A 21,039-nucleotide genomic window follows, 5' to 3' on the forward strand; every position below is an offset into this window, starting at 1 on the left:
CGACCCCGTCGGCCCGGCCCTCGCGCGCCGCCACCGCCACGGCCGCGCCGCGCCCGGCCTCCGGCGGGGCACCCCTGGCGGGGCGGATCGCGCCCGGGACCTCCTACAGCGGAGTCGCCACCCATTACGACGCCGGGGACGGCGACGGCGCCTGCCTGTACGGTCCGAGCCCCGACCGCATGACCGCGGCGATGAACACCACCGACTACGAGACGTCCAAGGCGTGCGGGGCGTACGTCCTGGTCCGTGCGGCCGGCGGCGCCTCCGTGACGGTCCGGATCACCAACGAGTGCCCCGCGCCCTGCGCCCCCGGACAGCTCGACCTGAGCAGGGAGGCCTTCGCCGAGCTGGCCGGGCTGTCCGCCGGGCGGATCCCGGTCACGTGGAGCCTCCTCAGCCCCGCCACGTCCGACACCGTCTCGGTCCGCTACAAGACCGGCTCCAGCAGCCACTGGTGCGGCATCCAGGCGATCGGCCACCGCAATCCGCTGGCCCGGCTGGAGGTCGCCACCGGGTCCGGATGGCAGCGGCTGACCCGGACCGAGTACAACTACTTCCTCTCCCCCGACGGCACCGGCTGCGGCGGCGAGCTGAGGCTCACCGACATCTACGGCCAGCGACTGACCGTCGACGGCCTTCCCGTACGCCCGGACGCCGTGCAGCCGACGCGCGTCCAGTTCGCCCGGCACTGACAGCACCCGGCCGGGAAAGAGGGGGCGGGTGAAATACGGATGCGGTGGGTCGGCGCGTCGCGCAGGATCGAGGGCCGTCCGTCCTCCCCTCAGACACAGGAGTCCGCGTGATCCGGCGCGTCACCGTCCCCACCCTCTTTCCGCCGCCCGCCTACTCCCACGCCTCCGTCGTCGAGGCGGGGACCGGACTGGCGTTCCTCGCCGGGTCGGTTCCGCTGGACGCCGGGGGGAAGCTGGTCGGCGAGGGCGATCCGGTGCGGCAGGCCCGGCAGGTGATCGCCAATCTCGGGGAGCAGTTGCGGGCGGTGGGCTCCGGCCCGGAGCACGTCGTCGTGACGGACGTGTACGTCGTGAGCGGTGAGCCCGCGGTGCTGTCCGCCGTGTGGGACGTGGTCGAGGCGTCCGGGCTGAGCGCGGGGCCCCACTCGTCGACCCTGGTCGGTGTGGCCTGCCTCGGGTATGCCGGGCAGCTCGTGGAGATCCCGGCGACGGCGGTCGTACCGGAGACCGGCGACGGCTCGTGAGGGACGGCGGCCGGTACGCCTGCGCCGGACGCCGCCCACCGACACCGACACCGACACCGACGGTTGATGTCCGGCCACGGTCCTCCGCCACCGCGCTGCCGGACGGATCACCGCCGTGAAGGGCGATTCGCCGTCCCGGAGGAACTCCAGGCGCGCCGGATGTTCATCATGTGCGGCCATGAATCCAGAAAAATATGCCGCTCACCGTGTTTTCCCGGCCCTCCGGTGTGCCTGTGGCCGACCACCGCGGCGGACGGCCGGCACGCGCCCGGGGACCGGGGTGATCGAGCCGGCGGGACCCTTCCGGACATGAAGCGAGGTGGGGGAAATTCCCCATGTGCGGTCTTCGTCGACAAACCGCGGCATGCCACCACGCACGGATCGGGCGAGGTCGCCCGCAGGCCGTTCACGTCACCATCGAGCAAATGGGGCACCACCCGCCTGGCCAAAAACCCACCCCCACAAGAATGTAATCCAGGCAATCCCGACACCGTGCGACTCGTCACCGGCAGACCTTCCGCACCCCATATCCATTCCAAGAAAATGTTTATGTTGGGCAGTTCTTGATCATGGATGCTTCCGGCAGGTAGAAAGACGCCGCCGCAAGGCGATCCGGAAATGACTTCAGGAGGGTCTTCCATGTACAGAGTGCCGCGCGCCGTGGGCAGGACGATAACCACCGCCATGATCGCCCTCGCGGTCACGGCGGCCGGCCCGTTCACGGCCTCTTCCCAGGCCGCCGACGACATCCGGATCGGATCCGGCGTGGACGCCGAGTCCGTGGCCTACGCGCAGGCCCACCCCGAAAGGGTGCAGGCCATGGCCAGCCTCTGCGGGGCGGAGTACGACACCATCACCCTCGCCCTGCGCCTCCCCACCGAGACGAACCGGCTGGGCACCCTGTGGGTCTACGGGGGCAACGGTGCCGCCAGCAACCAGAACACCTGCTCCGTGTTCGACAACAACACGGGCGGCGCCAAGTGGATGAAGCTGCAGCTCTGTGACAACTACACGTCCACACCGTGCGCCGTCGACCAGGGCACCTTCAGCTCGTACGCCGGTCCCGTGTGGCAGAAGCCGGGAGGCTGCGGCACGGTGACGGCCCTGATGAAGACGTCGTCGTCCGCCTCCACCTACCTCATCAACCGGGTCGCCCAGAACGTCACCAACTGCAACTGACGCGCACACGGCTCCCGCGGACCGGAACCACGGCCGCCGGGGATCTCCGGCGGCCGTGCGGTGGACGGACGGCTCCGGGAACGAGGAGCGGGAGCCGGACGTGCGGTACACGTGACGGCCGCAGGCCGCCGGTCACTCGGCCAGGGCCGCCAGTTCCGCGTCGGCGCGCTCGGTGACCAGGGCGAGGACGCGGCCCGCGGCGGCCAGGTCCTCGGCGGGTATCCCGCCCCAGATGCGGGCCGAGACGGGAGCGATCCGCGCGCCGACCGCGGCGATCAGCTCGCGCCCCGCCTCCGTGGGACGCAGGTGCGCGCCGTCCGCGACGAGCAGCCGCCCGTCCAGCAGTGCGTCGATGGCGGCGCGGATGTCGGCGGGGTCGCCCTTGATGTCGTCACGGATCCGGCCGGCCAGCTCGTCCGGGGTCCACGGGGCGTCGGCGGTGACGGCGGCGCGCAGGGTGAGCTGCTGCTGGAACGTGAGGCCGTGCTGGGCGAGGAAGTGCTCCAGGACGCCGCGGGCGGCGTAGTGGGCCAGGCCGAGGGCGCTGGCGTCGGCGGCGGGCGCGGTGGTGGTCATGACGGTGTCCCCTTGGTTCTCTCGTCGGTCGGTGCGGAGGGTGGTGCGAGAGGTACGTCGAGCAGGGCCGTCAGTTCGTCGGTGAACGCGCGGGTCCGTGGGGCGTCCAGGCCGCCGAGCGGTTCCAGCAGTTGCTGGAGCAGGTCCTGGACCACCTCGATGGCCTGTCGCGTGACGGCTCGGCCCTGTTCGGTGAGGGCGAGCCGTACGGCACGGGGGTCGCGGGGATCACGGGTGCGGTCGACCAGGCCGGCCGCCTCCAGGGTGCGGGCCAGCTTCGAGACGTACAGGGCCTCCAGGCCGGTGTGGTCGGCCAGTTGACGCTGGCTGGGACGGTCGCCGGTGCGGTGCATGCCGTACAGGGAGGCGACCAGGGAGTACTGGGCGTGGGTGAGACCCAGGGGGGCGACCGCACGGTCGACCGCGACGCGCCATTTGTTGGCGAGGCGCCATACCAGGAAGCCGGGCGTGGGACCCGGTGAACCCTTGCTCATGCCAAATAGAGTACATGGCTACTATGTACATGGCTACTATTTCCGGGCGGTCACGCCGGTGCCCCGTGACCCAGGTCAGCGGTCACGGGGCACCTCGGCGCTCTTCGCTCTACACGGTGTGCCGGGCGGCGAACCCGATGAACTCCGCCCATGCCTCCGGTGCGAGGCCGACCATCGGGCCCGCCTTGTCCTTCGAGTCGCGGACGTACAGAGCGCCGCTCCCGGAGGCCACCTCGACGCACTCACCGCCGTCCCCGGCGCTGTGACTGCTCTTGAGCCAAGCCAGGTCGTCGAAGTCCCGACCGGTTGCTTCCCCGCTCATCTCTCTCCCAACAGCTTCTCGATCAACGAGAGCGATTCAGCCGGTGTGAGTGCTTGCGCTCGGAGGCTCCCGTACACAGCCTCAAGACCCCGGACCTTCTCGCGCTCGGTGTGGACGTGGCTATCACCTTGCACCTCTGTGTAGGCGATCCTCCGCTCATCCTTGGTCTCCATCAAGGTGAACGGGCCGGCCAGTCCTGCGTGTTCCCTGCGGGAGAGTGGCATCGCCTGGATCTCGACGTTCCGTTCCTCACCTACCAGCAGGAGATGCTCCATCTGCCCCCGCCACACGGTCTCTCCACCGAGCGGGCGGTGCAGCACCGCCTCCTCGATGACGAAGGTGAGGTGCGGCGCCGGGCGCCTGGCGAAGATGTCCTTTCGCGCCATGCGGGCGGTCACACGCTGCTCGATGACCTCCGCATCCAGCAACGGACGCCACATCGCGCACACGGCACGGGCGTACTCCTCTGTCTGCAACAGTCCAGGGACAGCCCTGGTGGCATACACGTGGAGTTCGACCGCCTGCGCCTCCAACCTGGCCGCATCCCGAAAGAACGCCGGGTACTGGGCCCGGGCCACCTCCTCCTTCCCCGCCTTCAACAGCCCGCCCGCCCCCAGCAGTTCATCCGCGCTGTCGATGAACTTGGGCGGCGGGATCCGCCTCCCCTGCTCGAAGCTGGCGATGGTCGACGCGGAGTACCCCACCCTGCTCCCCAGGGTCGCCCGGTCCAGCCCCGCCCGCTCCCTGCACAGTTTCAACTGCCGCCCGAAGACGTGCAGGATGCCCGCGCCGGCCTCCTGCTCCCGCCCGTCCACCTGCTGCCGCTGTTCCTCCACGCCCGGCACCTCCCGTACGTACTCGCCGAACACCCCGCCCAGTCGTCGCGCACGCGGCCAACCCGCCCCGCGGGGCCCCCGTCACGGTCCACCCCGTGTACAGGGCCCACGACATCGGCGTACAGACACCGCCGGTCAGCGCGTCACACCTGTTCAACGCTACGCACGGTTCGCGACGGTTACCCCATGAAGTCAGCAACTCCCCCACAAAGGCGTACGCCCCGCCCGACCCGTACGTTCGCCATGCAGTTCACCTCGACCCCGCGAGGCGCCCGCCTGGCCCGCCGGCTGGTCTCGCACCGTCTGCACGCGTGGGGCCACGTCCACACCTCACCGGCGAACGAGACACTCACCCTGATCGCCGCCGAACTCACCGCGAACGCGGTCCGGCACGGACACGTCCCCGGCCGTGACTTCCACGTCTGCCTCACCGAGACCGAGGACGGCACCCTGCGCATCGAGGTCTCGGACACCCGCGCGGAGCGACACCCGGCCCCCGGAACCCCGGGCCCGGACGGCGAGTCGGGCCGGGGCCTGCTCCTGGTGGACGCCCTCGCCGACGACTGGGGCGTCCTGCCCCGCCCCACGGGCCCCGGCAAGACCGTGTGGGCGCAGTGCGCCCCGGTGACGGCCGCCCGGGAGACCCGGCCCCCGAAGCCGCAGGCCTCCTAGGACCCCTCCCGGGCCCCCTCCGGCGCCGCGAGCCGTTCGGCCGCGCAGGTGGCGCGGCCGTAGGTGCCCGACGCGGTGGCGCTCTGGACGTGGGCGCCGCGGACGGCGAGGGCGCAGCGCGCCTGTCCGCCCTTGCCGTCGAGGACGATGCCGAGGGTGGGCGGCTGGCCCAGCGGCACCTGGACGGTCTTCTCCCAGGGCAGCTCGACGTCCTTCTCGACGGTCGCCCTGCCCTCCTCACCGCGGGCGAGGTAGCTGACGTCGACGCTGCCCTCGCCGGTGACCCGGTACGTCACGGCGGCCGTCGGCGTCTTCGGCCGCTCCGGGCGGGGGTCGTCCTCGGTGCCGAGGACGCCGTACAGGACGAAACCCAGGCAGGCGACGAGGATCGCGCCGGCGGTGAGGAGGCCGGCCCGGTCGCCGCCCCGGCGCTTGTCGGTCGGCTCGCCGGCCGGGGCGTCCTTTTCCGTTGTTTCCGCCGTGCTTTCGGTCGTTGACATGAGGGCCGGCTTTCTTCGGGCGCAATTTCCGCGCGTGCTTCCGGTACGGAACCGGGCGGTTATACACCATGCGGAATGCACGGCGCCACCGGGAAGACAAAGAGGGCGAAGCGACCGCGTTCCGGGGCTTCATTCACCCCAAATGTCCTATCGCTTGACATTCCATCAGCCGACTGATCAATAATCCGGCCGCCGTTCGGAATTCTCCGCGACGGCTCGTTCGGCGTGCCCATTTCGCGTTCGGCGGGACAGGCCGCCGATGTCGAGAGGTCATGACGTGAAGGTGCCGTACAGGAGATATCTCTCCTGTCTGGTGGTGGCGGCGATAGCGGGAACGCTCTTGCCGCAGGTCGCGTACGCGGCCCCGCCATCGGAGCCCGAAAAGGGCGATGAAAAGGGGTTCTTCGACAGTGTCACCGACTGGTTCGGGGACGACGACGAGAAGAACCCCGACCCCCCGTCGTACGGTGAGCGCGGAATCGCTGACCGGCAGAAACTGCCCAAGGGAAAGAACGCTCCGAAGGCGAAGCGGGTCGAGGAGCTGACCGGCCGGCGGACGGCGAACGCCCGGTACTGGCGGATGTCCGACGGCCGTACCGAGGTGGAGCTGTCGGCGGTGCCGACGTCCTACCGGGACGGTACGGGCAAGAAGGCCGGGTGGAAGCCGATCGACACGTCGGTCGAGGCGTCGGGGACGAAGGGCTTCGACTTCGCGAACACGACGAACACGCTGCACAGCCGGTTCGGTTCGGACGCCGGGAAGCTGCTGCGGGTGGAGGCCGGTGAGGGCCGGTCGGTGACGATGGGCCTGGCCGGCGCGGACGCGTTGAAGCCGACGGCCGAGGGCAGCACGGTCACGTACAAGGACGCGATCGACGGCGCGGACCTCGCCTACGAGGTGGGTGCCGGGCGCGTCAAGGAGAACATCGTCCTGGACGAACGGCCCTCCGGGCCGGTCGAGTTCACGTTCACGCTGGACGTGGACGGGCTGACGCCGAAGCAGGGCGAGGACGGTTCGATCCGCTTCTTCGGCGAGTCCGCCGACCCCGTGCTGGTGATCCCGGCCGGGTTCATGACGGACTCGAAGAAGGACGCCTCGTCGCCGTACGGCACCGAGTACAGCACCGAGGTGGAGCAGCGGCTCGCCAAGGCCGGGGACGGCTGGACGCTGACCGTCACGCCGGACGCGAAGTGGCTGGCCGCGAAGGAACGCCGGTACCCCGTCACGGTCGACCCGACGATCGAGATCGCGCCGACGCCGACGACGGCGCAGGACGTGATGATCTCCTCGGACGGCCCGGCGTCGAACTACGACGACAACTGGCGGCTGTCGGTCGGCAACACCACCACCGGCTCCTCGCGCGCCCTGCTGCGGTTCCCGTTGTCCCAGATACCGGCCGGGACGCGCGTGGACTCGGCGGACCTGAAGCTGTACTACGACCAGACGCACACCACCTCTGGTGACGAGGTGCGCCTGGAGGCGCACCGGGCCACCCAGGAGTGGAGCGAGGCGACGGCCACCTGGAACAGCGCCCAGGGCATCACCGGTGAGCTGTCCGGCACGTCCGTCGTCGTCGACGACGGGGACACGGGCCGCACCGCGGCGGTGGGCTCGTGGCCGGCGTCGGGGAACACCACGTACACGCAGCACGCGGTCAACCAGGACTATCTGTACAACAAGGACTCGGTGGCGGGTGACACGTACACCTGGCAGCCGAGCCTGCCGGAGGACGGCACCTACCAGGTCGACGTGCACAGCGTGCCCGCCGTCGACCGGGCGACGAACGCGCCGTACACGGTGACGTACTCCGGCGGGTCGAAGCAGTACACCGTCGACCAGAGCGCCGGCACCGGCGGGGTGTGGAAGTCGCTCGGCTCGCACCCGTTCAAGGCGGGCACGGCCGGCAGGATCGTCCTGGGTGACGCACCGGCCTCGACGTCCACCGCGGTCGTCGCGGACGCCGTGCGCTTCACCAAGGGCGGGACCGTCACCAAGAAGCCGGGCGAGGTGAGCACCTGGCACTCGTTCCCGGTGACGAAGACCGTCCAGCAGTGGATCGACGGCACCTACGACAACCACGGCTTCGTGGTCAAGGCCGGCGACGAGAGCGCGGGCGCCCCCAAGGGCGGCCCCCGCTACGAGGGCAGCGAGTTCGGTTACGGCGGCGAGAGCGCCAACTACCCGCGCCTGGTGCTGACCTTCGGGCGGCAGGGCGTGACCCTCGACTCCCCGTCCGTGATCCACGCGACGGGCGCGGAGCTGCACTGGCCCGACTACCAGGACCCGGACGCCGGCTCCACCGGCGACGACCTGGTCGAGTACCAGGTCCACCGGTCCGTCTACCAGTCGTTCACGCCGTCGGCGGCGACGCTGGTGGCCCCCGTGGACGGGTCGGCGAACGCCTTCACCGACACCACGGCGGTGCCCACCCCGGCGGACAGCGCCGACCCGTTCGGCCGCGCCTACTACTACATGGTCGCGGTGAAGACGAAGGACGGGCAGGTCATCGGCTCGCCCACCCAGCTCGTACGGCTGCCGAAGGCGGGCCGCACCACGAAGGTGATCACGGCCGGCCGGGACACCAGCCTGTCCGCGGCGCGGCCGACGACCACCCACGACACGTTCGACGAGTACGGGCCGCAGCCGTGGCTGACGGTCGGCAACAACTCCGCCACCTACGGCGACACCCGCGCCCTGCTGGACTTCGGCGACCTCGGTGTCCCCGCGTCCTCGCGCGTCCTGCAGGCCACGGTCCGCCTCTGGGGCACCCAGTCGACGCGGAGCGCCGAGGGAGCGGTCTACGAACTGCGCCCCCTCACGCGGGACTTCGACGAGAGCGCGACCTGGAACAAGGCCACCTCCGCCACCGCCTGGACCACGCCCGGCGGTGACCTCGGCGCGGCGGTCTCCGACGTCGGCGCGATGAGCAACGACCCGGCCCGCCACGACTGGGACGTCACCTCCCTGGCCCAGGGCTGGGTGACCGACCCGGCCGGCGCGCACGGGGTCGCCATCAGGACGGCCGACGAGACGGCCGCGCAGGAACGTTCGGTCTTCCTGTCCTCGGAGGCGCCCGAGCAGCGGCTGCGGCCCAAGCTCGTCGTCACCTACGTGGACGAGACCCCGGAGTCGACGTACTACGCGCCGGGCACGCCGGCCCGGATGACGCCCAACTCCACCTACACCGTCGACGTCACCCTCACCAACACCACCGACCAGCAGTGGACGGTGGCCGGTCACGAGCTGACCTACCGGTGGTCCCTGCCGGACGGCACGGACGCCACGACCGGCGGCAACCAGGTCCGCACGGCACTGCCGCACGACCTCGCCCCCGGCGCCTCCGTCACCATCCCCGCGCAGGTCAAGACGCCGATCAACTCCGACTCCGGCAACAAGCGCACCGAGTACACGCTGACCTGGGAGGTGCAGGACGCGGCCGGTACGGCGGCGGAGGTCACCGGCCTCACCCAGCACGTGGCCGTGGAGGACCCGACCTCCAACCAGCTCGGCCTGGAGAAGTTCTACTCCTACACCGGCAAGAACACCGGCGCCGGCTCCACGGTGATGAACAACCTGGCGGCCGGCAACAGCGTGTGGCAGTACAACGCGTTCACCAACCCCGGCCGGGGTCTGAACACGTTCTTCCGGGTGGCGTACAACTCGCTGGACACCTCGGACACGGTCTCCGGACACGGCTGGTCGTTCCAGGCGTCGAGCCCGATCCGGCTGGGCGCGCCGCTGGACCTCCACCCCAACCCGCACCCCACCGAGATCCGCCTCCCGGACGGCGACGGCACCTCGCACGTCTTCCGCAAGCAGGACGACGGCACGTGGAAGGCCCCCGCGGGCGTCCACTACCAGGTGTCGATGAAGCCGGGCCTGGACTGCACCCCGGCCAAGGACCCGATCCCGGACGCCTGGACGCTCACCCGCCCCGACGGCACCCGCTTCCTCTTCGGCTGCGACGGCTACCTGACGTCCGCGGTCGACAAGAACGGCAACACGCAGACGTTCACGTACGAGGAGCGCAAGTCCAACAACAAGCCGACCAAGTTCCTCCGGTACATCACCGACCCGGCCGGCCGGCAGTCGCTCACCGTCGACTACTACGACAAGGCCGAGGCGGCCGGCCCGAAGATCGAGGACCACATCCAGTCGGTCACCGACATCTCGGGCCGCAAGCTCACGTTCGAGTACTCGGACAAGGGCCTGATGACGAAGATGACCGACGGCGCGGGCTCGGCCCAGCCGAAGGTGTTCGCCTTCACGTACGACGCCACGCAGGGCAACAAGAACGTCAAACTGGTCCAGGTCGACGACCCCCGGGGCAACGCCACGAAGCTGGCGTACAACGAGCCGTCGGCCGGTGACGACCCGAAGTACCACTGGTGGACGAAGACCATCACCGACCGGCTGGACGGGGCGACCGGGTTCACGTACGCGGCGAACACGGCGAACACGAAGTTCACCGACGCCGAGGTGACGGACGCCGAGTCGCACACCACCTCCTACGTCGCGGACGACTTCGGCCGCCCGGTCCAGACGACCAACGCCAAGTCCCAGACCACGAAGATGGCGTGGGACGCGGACAACAACGTCACCTACCTGGAGGAGGCCAACGGCGCCAGGACGGCCTACTGCTACGACCAGAAGACCGGCTACCCGCTCTGGTCGCGCGACGCCGAGAACAACAAGTCGGGCATCCCGCCCGCCTCGGACTGCGCTCCGGGCACCTACCCGGCCGACGCGCAGCGGTACAGCTACCAGACCCGCGCCGACGGCTACGCCGCCGACCTGTCCACCAAGACCTCCCCGGAGGGCCGCACGTGGCAGTTCGGCTATGACGCCTTCGGCAACCTGAAGACGGTCACCGACCCCAAGGGCGTCTCGACGGCGACGGCGGACGACTACACCACGACGTACGAGTACGACTCCCACGGCCGGCTCACCAGGGCGACCGACGCCAACGGCAACCCGACGACCAACAGCGACTTCGGTCCCACGGGATACCCGGCGAAGATCACCGACGCGCTGGGCCAGTCGACGTCGTTCGTCTACGACGAGCGCGGCCAGGTCACCGAGGTCATCGACCCGGAGGAGAAGGTGGTCACGCAGACGTACGACACCTTCGGCCGCCCGCTGGTGAGCACGGTGCCCAAGGAGCAGGACAAGGGTGATCTGATCACCACGCCCGCTCCGGAGTACGACGCCAACGACAACATCATCGTCTCCACGGCTCCCAACGGGGCGGTCTCCACGGCGGTGTACGACGACGCGGACCAGATCACCTCGGCGACCGCGCCGAAGGACACCACCACCTCGGACGAGCGCAGGAGCACCTACACCTACGACAAGGTCGGCAACCTCAGAACGACGACCGAGCCGAAGGGCGCGCTGACCACGTCGGACGCGACGGACTACGTCACGACGAACCACTACGACGAGATCTACCAGCTCACCTCCGCGGTCAACGCGGACGGCGACAAGATCAGTTACGAGTACGACGACGTCGGCAACGCCACCAAGGTCATCGACCCGAAGAAGAACGCGACGGCCGACACGGCCGACTACACCACCAAGACCGTCTACGACCTGAACCACCGGGTCACCGCGGTCACGGACGTCGCGGGCAACACCACCGAGCGGGCCTACTCCAAGGACTCGCTGGTCACGTCGACCACGGACGCGGAGAACAACACCACGCTCATCGACTACGACGAGCGCGGCAAGACCACCGAGGTCAAGGTCCCGCACAGCGGCACCACGACGATCACCTACCGCACGACCCGGTACGAGTACGACGAGGTCGGCAACACCACCAAGGTGATCACCCCGCGGGCCGTCGAGGCCGGCACGACCACGGCGTTCACCACCCGCACCGAGTACGACGCGCTCAACCGTCCGGTCAAGCAGTACCAGCCCTACGACCCGGCGGACACCCGCCACAACGACCCGAACGTCTACACCGAGACCGTGTACGACAAGGCCGGCCGGGTGACGAAGACCTCGCTGCCGCCGTCCGAGGGGCAGACGGTCCGCAACGACACGACGTACGACTACTTCGACAACGGCTGGGTGAGGTCGTCCACGGACCCGTGGTCCATCGCCACCGCCTACGAGTACAACGACCTGGGCCAGCAGACGGCCAGGACCCTGACGTCGGCGGGCGGTTCCTCCAACCGCACCATGACGTGGTCCTACTTCCCCGACGGCAAGCTGAGGTCCAAGTCGGACGACGGTGTGCCGGTGGGCAGGTCGGTGGTCCTGGTGGACAACTCCGACACCCAGCACACCACCTCCACGGGCACCTGGACGAAGGGAGACACCGCCGGCCAGCAGGGCTACGACCACCGCACCCACGCCGCCGGCACGGGCACGGACGCGTTCACGTGGACGCTGAACATCCCCGAGGACGGCACGTACACCGCGTACGTGAAGTACCCGGAGGTGACCGGCGCCGCCACGGCCGCCAAGTACACCCTCACCCACGGCACGACCACCGAACCGGCGGTCACCAAGGACCAGACGGCCGGCACCGGCACCTGGGTCAGCCTCGGCGGCTACGCCCTCAAGCGGGGCGAGGACACCGAGCTGAAGCTGGAACAGAGCGGCACCGGCACCGTGATCGCCGACGCGGTCAAGCTCGTCCGTGACAACTCCGCCGACACCGACGACGAGAAGAAGACCTTCACCTACGCCTACGACGCCAACGGCAACCTGACGTCGATCGACGACACGTCGTCCGGGGCGGCCGTCGACGCCTACACCGTCGCCTACACGGGCCTCAACCAGGTCCAGAAGGTCACCGAGTCGCTGTCCGGCGCGGAGAAGAAGGCGACGTCGTACACCTACGACGCCAACGGGCAGCCGGAGACGGTCACCCACCCCAGCCAGTTCTCCCAGTACACCTACGACCTGCGTGAGCTGGTCAAGACGGTGTCGATCGGCAAGAGCGCGACGGACACCGACCCGAAGGTGACGTCGTACACGTACACCGACCGGGGCCAGAAGCTGAAGGAGACCAAGGCCAACGACAACACCGTCGACCACACCTACTACCTCGACGGTGCCCTGAAGTCGACGACGGAGAGGAAGGCCGACGGCACCACGCTGGTCGCCTCCCACACCTACGCCTACGACCCCAACGGCAACAAGGCGCAGGACGTCGCGAAGAAGATGAACGCCGACAACCACGCGGCGTACCTCGACTCCACGACCGACTACACCTACGACCCGGCCAACCGGCTCACCAAGTCCGTCAAGACGGGCAACGGCGCCGGTACGGAGACCTACGTCCACGACGACAACGCCAACGTCGTCAGCCAGACGGTCGACGGCACCAGCACCACCTACCACTACGACCGCAACAGGCTCCTGACCGCGACGACGTCGGGCGTCACCGCCGACTACACCTACGACCCGTTCGGCCGCCAGCAGTCGGTCACCTCCGGCGGCGAGGTCGTCTCCCGGAGCGTGTACGACGGCTTCGACCACGTCGTGGAGTCCCAGAAGATGGACGACACCGGCGCGATGAAGTCCACCACGTACACCTTCGACCCGCTGGACCGCACCACGTCGAAGACGGCCGACGGCAAGACCACCGACTTCACCTACCTCGGCATGTCCGACGAGGTGCTGAACGAGGAGGTCGCCGGCGAGCTGACCAAGTCCTACCAGTACAGCCCGTGGGGCGAGCGCCTGTCCCAGGTCAAGCACAACACCGACGGCACGACCGAGGACGGCTACTACGGCTACAACAGCCACACCGACGTCGAGACGCTCACGGACGACACCGGCGCCACGAAGGCGACGTACGGCTACACGGCCTACGGTTCCAACGACGAGTCCGAGTTCACCGGTATCGACAAGCCCGACGCGACCGACCCCGCCAAGGAGGACTACAACCCCTACCGCTACAACTCCAAGCGCTGGGACGCCCAGTCCGGTACCTACGACATGGGCTTCCGCGACTACAACCCGGGCCTCAACCGCTTCACCACCCGGGACATGTACAACGGCGCCCTCGCCGACATGGGCCTCGGCACGGACCCCTTCACCGGCAACCGCTACGCCTTCACCGGCGGCAACCCCACCAGCCTCATCGAGTACGACGGGCACCGGCTCGCCGAGTGCAACGAGGCCGGTTACACCTGCACGATGAACAGCGCCGGCGGTTGGGACGTCAGCTACACGGCTCCGCCCTCGAGCAACGGCTACACGGAGGGTGCGGCAGCGGAGCCCTTCTTCGACTTCGGGAACGACTTCCCGTACGACGCCGATGCCGAAGCCGGGTGGAAGGACTACTGGAACTGGAACGTGTGGGATGCAAAGATGCACGGAGGCATGCTCGGCTCGGCACTGGGCTTCTACTCCGACGGCGCCCTGGACGACGCGGTCCCGCTCTACTCCCACTACCGCAGCGGAACGGGATCGGACGAGGAAGTCAACTACCGGGAGGCCTACTACGAGGACGCCGCGATCAAGGCGGCCGTGGACAACGAGATCACTCTCGCGCAGGCTGCGGCGGAGGAACTCAGCGGGTCCCTCGGCGACTCGTTCGACATGACCGGACAGCTCCGGAACATCAAGGGATATCCCGAGACCGAGAACTGGCAGAAGGCCTTGGGCGACCACAAGATCTGGGGCAGCGCCACGGTCACACGGAACGGCAACGAGATGAGCATGAGCGTCACGGTTCACGCACTGGACCAGTACGACTTCAACGCGGGTGCGGCGGACATCGCGTCAGGAACCCCGGACAACGTGAACGGTCGGTTCGCGACCCTGGGCTGGGCCAAACCCTTCCTGGTACGAGGTACGTTCACGCGTAACGTGACATGGACCATCGGACAGGCGGGCAGCACCACGGTGGGTAGCGATGTGTACCGGTAGGAAGGAAGGACGGCTACGGATCCGCCGGGCCTCCCGCCTCGCAGCAGCGGCCGTGGCCGTGCTCGCACTGGCGGGATGCGGTCACCAGACCGGGTCGGCTGATGCTGCCGGGGCCCCGGAATCCCGGTCCGGGGAGAGCGGTGAGCCCGGCATCCGGCAGGACGAGGACCTGGTGCGGAAGTACTTCCCCGAACTGGGGGACTTCGATGCCGTGGAGTGGGCAGGGGAAACCCTCGGCAAGGGCAGGTCATCGGTACCGGGTCCCTCGGACTTCCGGGTGTCCGGGGTCGTCCGGCTCGCGGACGCCGACGTGGCAAGGCTGAGCAAGGACCATGCCTGGCGGAACGAGCCCGGTACACCGGTGGTACTCAGCACCGTCCGTCCACGTGTACCGGCAGGCGTCCAGTGGCAGACGAGTGAGGACTTCGTGACCGCCGTCACGCAAGGGCGCTACTCCGCCACGTTCTACGCCGACTTCGAGCGGAAGTTGATCGTGTTCGACGCGATCAACCCGGAGAAGAAGGCGGTGTAGAGCCGCAGGGGCTCCTCCCGGGGCCCGTTGCCCGGACCACACGTCCGGGCAACGGGCCCTTCGGCCATGGACCGGGCGGAGGCCGATGACGGAAGCCTCGTACTACTGGCCGGCCGATGCGTCGAAGAATCCCGAAAACGGCCCATCGTCGCCCGGACCTCCCCCCTGGAGGACTGGCACCGATTCGACGGTGTCTCCACCTCGGAGTTCATCCACCGGATCCTCACGGACCGGGAATTCCGTCCGTTCTCCATGGCGAGGAAAGTGGGGCGTCCGTTCTTCGAGGCTTACCGCTGACCCGGACGCATCCGGGCAGGACCTGATCCGCCTCACGGCACAAAGGGCCCCTGCCACCACCCGTTCGAGGGTGCCGGCAGGGGCTCGCGCAGGAGGGAACACACGTGACAGCCGAGAACCAGAAGCCGGGCCTGTGGCTGCGAGGTCTGCTGACCGCCGGACCGTACGCCGTCGCGGTCGGCACCGGCCCGGACCCTCTACGAGATGACGTTCAGCGGGTGGTTGCTGGATTACCTCAAGGGGAGGGACGTGACGGTATGTTCTCGCAACCTCGCACCTGACGGCCCGTTCCACGAGCCGCTGAGCTGAGGAACCGCTCTCGTTCCCGACCGGGCGGACCGTGTCGGACGTGCACTGTCCGGTTGTCCCGGACAACCACCGGGACGAAGGAGCCGTCGTGCGGCCCGCCCCGACCGCCGCGCAGGTCCGCGGCAGTCTGACGCAGTGCCTCACGACGACGTACGCGCTGACCGGCGGGGAGGCCCGGCTCGCCCTCGAGCGGTTCCTCGGGCATCCGGAGACGGGGATCTTCCGGGGTCCTTATCTGCGGATCAGGACGCCGTTCCACAAGGCCGGTGACGGGTGGCAGCGGGAGCTGGAGGGCGGCCGGGGTTTCCGCCGTACCGGCATCAGGCGAAGGCGTGGGAGCGGCTGGGCACGCTGCACGGGCCCGCCCGGTCCACGCTGATCACCACCGGGACCGGGTCCGGCAGGACCGAGTCGTTGCTGTGCCGGTGCTCGACGGCCGGCGCCCGGCGCGTTGCTCCATTGGAAGGAAACGCCCTGCTCAGGGCGCCCTCTCACCGCGATACGCATACGCTGCCGGTAATGGGAGGGGAAGGCCTGTGCCATTCCTGCCGAGGAGAGCCGATGGCTGAACGCGTCAAGGCTGAAAGCAGCCCACGTCGTCGAGGTTACAGAGAAGGTCTCGGCGGCGAGATGCTCGCCGAATTCCTGGGGACGTTCGTCCTGCTCCTGCTGGGCGCCGGGTCGGTGGCCGTCGCCGTCGCCGGTCTGCCCGGCTCGGGGCGGCAATTCGTGGAATTCGGGCCGGCCAACTGGCTCATCATCTCGTGGGGCTGGGGCCTCGCCGTGGTGTTCGGTGTCTACGTGGCCGGCGGTGTCAGCGGCGCCCACATCAACCCCGCGGTGACGCTGGCCTTCGCCGTGCGCGGGGACCTCCCCTGGCGGAAGGTCCTGCCGTACTGGCTGGCGCAGGTGGTGGGCGCCTTCGTCGCCGCCGCGCTCGTCTACGCGTGCTACCGGTGGGCCATCGACGCGGCCGACGCCAAGGCCGGAGTCCCGCGGGACGAGTCGCTGGCGACCTACTCCATCTTCGCGACGTTCCCCGCCGAATACTTCGGGAATTCCTGGTGGGGCCCGCTGCTCGACCAGATCGTGGGAACGGCGATCCTGCTGCTGCTCGTCTGCGCCGTCATCGACACCCGCAATACGGCTCCGGCGGCGAATCTCCACCCGTTCATCATCGGTCTGGTGGTCGTCGCGATCGGCCTGACGTTCGGCACCAACGCCGGGTACGCGATCAATCCCGCGCGCGATTTCGGACCCCGGCTGTTCACCTTCTTCGCGGGCTGGGGCGACATCGCCCTGCCCGGCACATTCGGATGGTTCAGCGGCTACTGGTGGATCCCCGTCGTCGGCCCGCTGATCGGCGGGATCGTCGGTGTCGGCGTGTACGACCTGCTCATCAAACCCGTGATCACCGCCAGGGCGAGGGCGCTGGAGGAGCAGGAGAAGGGCCCGGCCACCGAGGAACCGTAGGCCCCGGGCCCCGTCGTCAGGGCCCTGTCGTCAACCAGGAGGTGTCTGCGATGCCCGAATTCGTCGGCGCGGTGGACCAGGGGACCACCAGCACCCGCTTCATGATCTTCGACCACGCGGGGAACGAGGTGGCCAGGCACCAGCTCGAACACCAGCAGATCCTGCCCCGGTCCGGCTGGGTCGAGCACGACCCGGTGGAGATCTGGGAACGCACCAACACGGTGGTCCAGAACGCCCTGCGCGACGGCGGCCTGACCGCCACCGACCTGCGGGCCATCGGCATCACCAACCAGCGCGAGACGACGGTGGTCTGGGACCCGCGCACCGGCCGCCCGTACTACAACGCCATCGTCTGGCAGGACACCCGCACCGACCGCATCGCCGCCGCTCTCGAGCGTGACGGACACGGCGACACCATCCGCCACAAGGCCGGTCTGCCACCGGCCACCTACTTCTCCGGCGGCAAGATCAAGTGGCTGCTGGAGAACGTGGACGGACTGCGCGAGGCCGCCGAGGCGGGCCACGCCCTGTTCGGCAACACCGACGCCTGGGTGCTGTGGAACCTCACCGGCGGGCCCAACGGCGGTGTGCACGCCACGGACGTGACCAACGCCAGTCGCACCATGCTGATGAACCTCGAGACCCTGGACTGGGACGACGAGCTGCTGGACCTCTTCGGCGTCCCGCGCCCGATGCTGCCGGACATCCACTCCTCGTCCGACCCCGAGGCGTTCGGCCGGACCCGCACCTCCCGGCCGCTGGGCGCCGCCGTCCCGATCACCGGTGTGCTCGGCGACCAGCACGCGGCGACCGTGGGCCAGGTCTGCTTCTCCCCCGGCGAGGCCAAGAACACCTACGGCACCGGCAACTTCCTCGTGCTCAACACGGGTACGGAGCTGGTGCGTTCGCACAGCGGGCTGCTGACGACGGTGGCGTACCGGTTCGCGGGAAGCCCCGCGGTCTACGCCTTGGAGGGCTCCATCGCCGTCACCGGCGCGGCCGTGCAGTGGCTGCGCGACCAGTTGAAGATCATCGGGAGCGCACCGGACAGCGAGCAGCTGGCGCGTTCGGTGGAGGACAACGGCGGAATGTACTTCGTCCCGGCGTTCTCCGGCCTCTTCGCCCCCTACTGGCGCTCCGACGCACGCGGCGCCATGGTGGGGCTGGCCCGGTACAACACCGGCGGTCACATCGCGCGGGCCACACTGGAGGCCATCTGCTACCAGAGCCGCGACGTGGTCGAGGCCATGGAGCGGGACTCCGGTGTACGCATGGACGTGCTCAAGGTCGACGGCGGCGTCACCGCGAACGACCTGTGCATGCAGATCCAGGCCGATGTGCTGGGCGTGCCGGTCAGCCGTCCCGTGGTGGCCGAGACCACCGCGCTGGGCGCCGCCTACGCCGCCGGGCTCGCCGTGGGTTTCTGGCGCGACACCGACGAGCTGCGCACCCACTGGCAGGAGTCGAAGCGCTGGACCCCGCAGTGGAGCGAGGAGCGGCGCCAGGAGGGCTACCGGGACTGGAAGCGGGCGGTGGAGCGGACCCTGGACTGGGTCAAGGTCAGCGACGACTGACACCGACCGGGTGCCGTACAGGCCGGTGGATGCCGTACCGGCCGGTGTGTGCCGTACAGGCCGGTGGGTGGCGGGCGCAGCGGTCAGCGGTCAGCGGTCAGCGGTCGGCGATGTCCTCGCGGAGGCCGTCGGAGAACTCCCACCACGACAACGGAAGCCAGTCGCCGTTCACGAACCCGTCGACAGTCGCCCCACGGCCACGGACCGTCACCGTCGTGCCCGGGGGGTAGGTGGTGCCGGACAGCCCGGGCACCGCGACGAGCAGGGTTCCCAGCCGCTGCGCTGCCATGGTGGCCTCTTTCCGTTCTCGGTTACGGCATGCGTCGTCCGCGGATCGTCGGACGATATGCGTCCGGATATTACCGGCTTGCCCCGTCGTCCAGACCGGAGAACCATGAGAAATCGGTCACGCGGAACCATCGGGAGAGGAGCGCCACCGGACCCGTACGCCACCGAGTGGAGGTCATGGTCATGAAGGCCGTCGTGTACAAGGGACCGTTCGAGGTCGCCGTCGAAGAAGTCGACAACCCCGCCGTCCAGCATCCGAACGACGTGATCGTCAAGGTCACCTCGACCGCGATCTGCGGTTCCGACCTGCACATGTACGAGGGTCGTACCGCCGCCGAGCCCGGCATCACCTTCGGTCACGAGAACATGGGCGTCATCACGGAGGTCGGCCCGGGGGTCACCTCCCTCAAGGAGGGCGACCGTGTGGTCATGCCCTTCAACGTCGCCTGTGGATTCTGCCGGAACTGCGCCGAGGGATTCACCGGTTACTGTCTGACCGTCAATCCCGGTTTCCCCGGTGGCGCCTACGGCTATGTCGCGATGGGACCGTGGAAGGGCGGCCAGGCGGAATACCTGCGCGTTCCCTACGCCGATTTCAACTGCCTGAAACTGCCGCCGGGAAAGGAGCACGAGAACGACTTCGTGCTGCTCGCCGACATCTTCCCCACCGGCTACCACGGCTGTGAACTCGCCCAGGTCCGCCCCGGCGAGAGCGTCACCGTGTACGGTGCCGGACCGGTCGGTCTCATGGCCGCCTACTCGGCGCTGCTGCGCGGCGCGAAGAAGGTCTTCGTCGTGGACCGGGTCCCCGAGCGGCTGCGGAAGGCCGAGGAGATCGGCGCGGTCCCGATCAACTTCGCCGAGGGCGACCCGGTGGAGCAGATCCACGAGCAGACCGAGGGCATGGGCACCGACAAGGGCGTCGACGCGGTCGGCTACCAGGCCACGGCGGGCGGCACGGACCGCGAGGAACCGGCGACCGTCCTGAACTCGCTCATCCGCACGGTGCGCGCCACGGGAATGCTCGGCATTCCCGGGCTCTACGTCCCGTCCGACCCCGGAGCCCCGGACGAGCAGTCCAAGCAGGGCATGCTCCTCGTCGCGGTCGGCAAGCTCTTCGAGAAGGGCCTGCGGCTGGGCACGGGGCAGTGCAACGTGAAGCGCTACAACCGGCAACTGCGCGACATGATCATCGAGGGCAGGGCGAAGCCCAGCTTCGTCGTCTCCCACGAACTGCCTCTGGACCAGGCGCCGTCGGCCTACGACAAGTTCGACAAGCGCATCGAGGGCTACACGAAGGTGGTGCTGCGCCCGTAGCCCCGGCGCCTCGCCGGGAGCAATACGGGGGCGGTCCGGGCGGCGGTCCGGAATGTGGTCGACGTGCCGGTGCCGGAGGGCGAGGTGGAGCTGGACCGGCTCCGCCTCGCCCCGAGTGGCGCGGGACCGGCGACCGGTCCGTCGCCCTGGCCGAGGAGCGCGGGGCTGGGCGTACCGGTCCGTCGCCGCCACCGGCGCGTCGTCGCCGGCCGTGGTCGTACGGGTTCGATCTCCGGGTACCGGCTCGTCGGAGCACCGTACCGGCGTCGGCCGGAACCGCTCATCCCCTTCCCGGTGTACTCAGTCCCGCCGCCCCGGCCGCCGTGCGGAGCACCTCGCGGAGCATCTCGGGGGTGAGGCGGCCGGTGAAGGTGTTGCGCTGGCTGACGTGGAAGCAGCCGAAGAGGTCGAGAGCGGGCCCGTCGGGGGCGTCCAGGGTGACGTGGGCGCCGTGCGCGAAGGCGGGCCGGGGCCGGGGCACGGTCCAGCCGGCCTCGGCGAACGCGGGCAGCGCGGCCTGCCAGCCGAAGGCCCCCAGCACGAGCGCGGCCCGCACCGTCG

16 protein-coding genes and 1 pseudogene are annotated in these 21,039 nt (G+C 69.4%); 10 read left to right on the plus strand and 7 right to left on the minus strand.

Annotated features, from left to right (window positions below):
* The 3 genes from B7767_RS11740 to B7767_RS11750 form a co-directional block, all read left to right on the plus strand.
* Positions 1–692, plus strand: a 692-nt coding sequence (locus B7767_RS11740) for an expansin EXLX1 family cellulose-binding protein (RefSeq protein WP_085572149.1), incomplete at its 5' end; no start/stop codon positions are given.
* Between the two features lie 107 nt (positions 693–799).
* Entirely contained in the window at positions 800–1,216 is a 417-nt protein-coding gene (locus B7767_RS11745; RefSeq protein WP_085572150.1) for a RidA family protein, read from the plus strand.
* 639 nt (positions 1,217–1,855) lie between these two features.
* Entirely contained in the window at positions 1,856–2,395 is a 540-nt protein-coding gene (locus B7767_RS11750; protein WP_143652369.1) for a hypothetical protein, read from the plus strand.
* A 132-nt stretch (positions 2,396–2,527) separates the two neighbouring features.
* Here the strand turns inward: B7767_RS11750 and B7767_RS11755 are convergent, their stop codons facing one another.
* The 4 genes from B7767_RS11755 to B7767_RS11770 form a co-directional block, all read right to left on the minus strand.
* Positions 2,528–2,971, minus strand: a complete 444-nt coding sequence (locus B7767_RS11755; protein ID WP_085572152.1) for a MarR family transcriptional regulator — start codon at positions 2,969–2,971, stop codon at positions 2,528–2,530.
* Positions 2,968–3,465, minus strand: coding sequence for a MarR family winged helix-turn-helix transcriptional regulator (locus tag B7767_RS11760; RefSeq protein ID WP_085572153.1), 498 nt, complete (start codon positions 3,463–3,465; stop codon positions 2,968–2,970). The genes B7767_RS11755 and B7767_RS11760 overlap by 4 nt, the downstream gene beginning before the upstream one ends.
* A gap of 109 nt (positions 3,466–3,574) precedes the next feature.
* On the minus strand, positions 3,575–3,787 hold the full coding sequence (locus tag B7767_RS11765) for a DUF397 domain-containing protein (RefSeq protein WP_085572154.1): 213 nt from the start codon (positions 3,785–3,787) through the stop codon (positions 3,575–3,577).
* Positions 3,784–4,623 (minus strand): helix-turn-helix transcriptional regulator, encoded by an 840-nt coding sequence (locus tag B7767_RS11770; RefSeq protein WP_085572160.1) that lies wholly within the window; start codon positions 4,621–4,623, stop codon positions 3,784–3,786. Before B7767_RS11770 ends, B7767_RS11765 begins: the two co-directional genes overlap by 4 nt.
* A 243-nt stretch (positions 4,624–4,866) precedes the next feature.
* Here B7767_RS11770 and B7767_RS11775 point away from each other — a divergent pair, with 243 nt between their 5' ends.
* Positions 4,867–5,295 (plus strand): ATP-binding protein, encoded by a 429-nt coding sequence (locus tag B7767_RS11775; RefSeq protein WP_085572155.1) that lies wholly within the window; start codon positions 4,867–4,869, stop codon positions 5,293–5,295.
* On the opposite strand, the gene B7767_RS11780 is transcribed toward B7767_RS11775, so the two are convergent.
* Positions 5,292–5,795 (minus strand): hypothetical protein, encoded by a 504-nt coding sequence (locus tag B7767_RS11780; protein ID WP_256923414.1) that lies wholly within the window; start codon positions 5,793–5,795, stop codon positions 5,292–5,294. The two genes, B7767_RS11775 and B7767_RS11780, sit on opposite strands and share 4 nt — an antisense overlap.
* Positions 5,796–6,054: 259 nt before the next feature.
* Between B7767_RS11780 and B7767_RS11785 the strand changes: the two genes are divergently transcribed.
* The 5 genes from B7767_RS11785 to glpK all read left to right on the plus strand — a co-directional run bounded on the left by B7767_RS11785 (position 6,055) and on the right by glpK (position 18,873).
* The gene (locus B7767_RS11785) at positions 6,055–14,688 is read left to right on the plus strand and encodes a DNRLRE domain-containing protein (protein WP_085572156.1); all 8,634 of its coding nucleotides are present in this window, start codon (positions 6,055–6,057) and stop codon (positions 14,686–14,688) included.
* Between the two features lie 52 nt (positions 14,689–14,740).
* Entirely contained in the window at positions 14,741–15,220 is a 480-nt protein-coding gene (locus B7767_RS11790; RefSeq protein ID WP_085572157.1) for a hypothetical protein, read from the plus strand.
* A 694-nt stretch (positions 15,221–15,914) separates the two neighbouring features.
* Positions 15,915–16,205: a hypothetical protein gene (locus tag B7767_RS11800; protein WP_256923415.1), complete on the plus strand. Its 291-nt coding sequence runs from the start codon at positions 15,915–15,917 to the stop codon at positions 16,203–16,205.
* Between the two features lie 251 nt (positions 16,206–16,456).
* Entirely contained in the window at positions 16,457–17,299 is an 843-nt protein-coding gene (locus tag B7767_RS11805) for an MIP family channel protein (protein WP_352380391.1), read from the plus strand.
* 50 nt (positions 17,300–17,349) lie between these two features.
* The gene (glpK, locus tag B7767_RS11810; protein ID WP_085572159.1) at positions 17,350–18,873 is read left to right on the plus strand and encodes a glycerol kinase GlpK; all 1,524 of its coding nucleotides are present in this window, start codon (positions 17,350–17,352) and stop codon (positions 18,871–18,873) included.
* 97 nt (positions 18,874–18,970) lie between these two features.
* Here glpK and B7767_RS11815 read toward each other — a convergent pair whose 3' ends face one another.
* On the minus strand, positions 18,971–19,162 hold the full coding sequence (locus B7767_RS11815; RefSeq protein ID WP_030858776.1) for a hypothetical protein: 192 nt from the start codon (positions 19,160–19,162) through the stop codon (positions 18,971–18,973).
* A 182-nt stretch (positions 19,163–19,344) separates the two neighbouring features.
* Here B7767_RS11815 and B7767_RS11820 point away from each other — a divergent pair, with 182 nt between their 5' ends.
* Positions 19,345–20,478, plus strand: a complete 1,134-nt coding sequence (locus B7767_RS11820; RefSeq protein ID WP_085572163.1) for a glutathione-independent formaldehyde dehydrogenase — start codon at positions 19,345–19,347, stop codon at positions 20,476–20,478.
* 280 nt (positions 20,479–20,758) lie between these two features.
* On the opposite strand, the pseudogene B7767_RS11825 reads toward B7767_RS11820, so the two are convergent.
* Positions 20,759–21,039: pseudogene (locus tag B7767_RS11825) on the minus strand (uracil-DNA glycosylase); the annotation flags it as partial.

Origin of the sequence: Streptomyces sp. 13-12-16 (assembly GCF_002114215.1) — a bacterium.
Classification (GTDB): Bacteria; Actinomycetota; Actinomycetes; order Streptomycetales; family Streptomycetaceae; genus Streptomyces.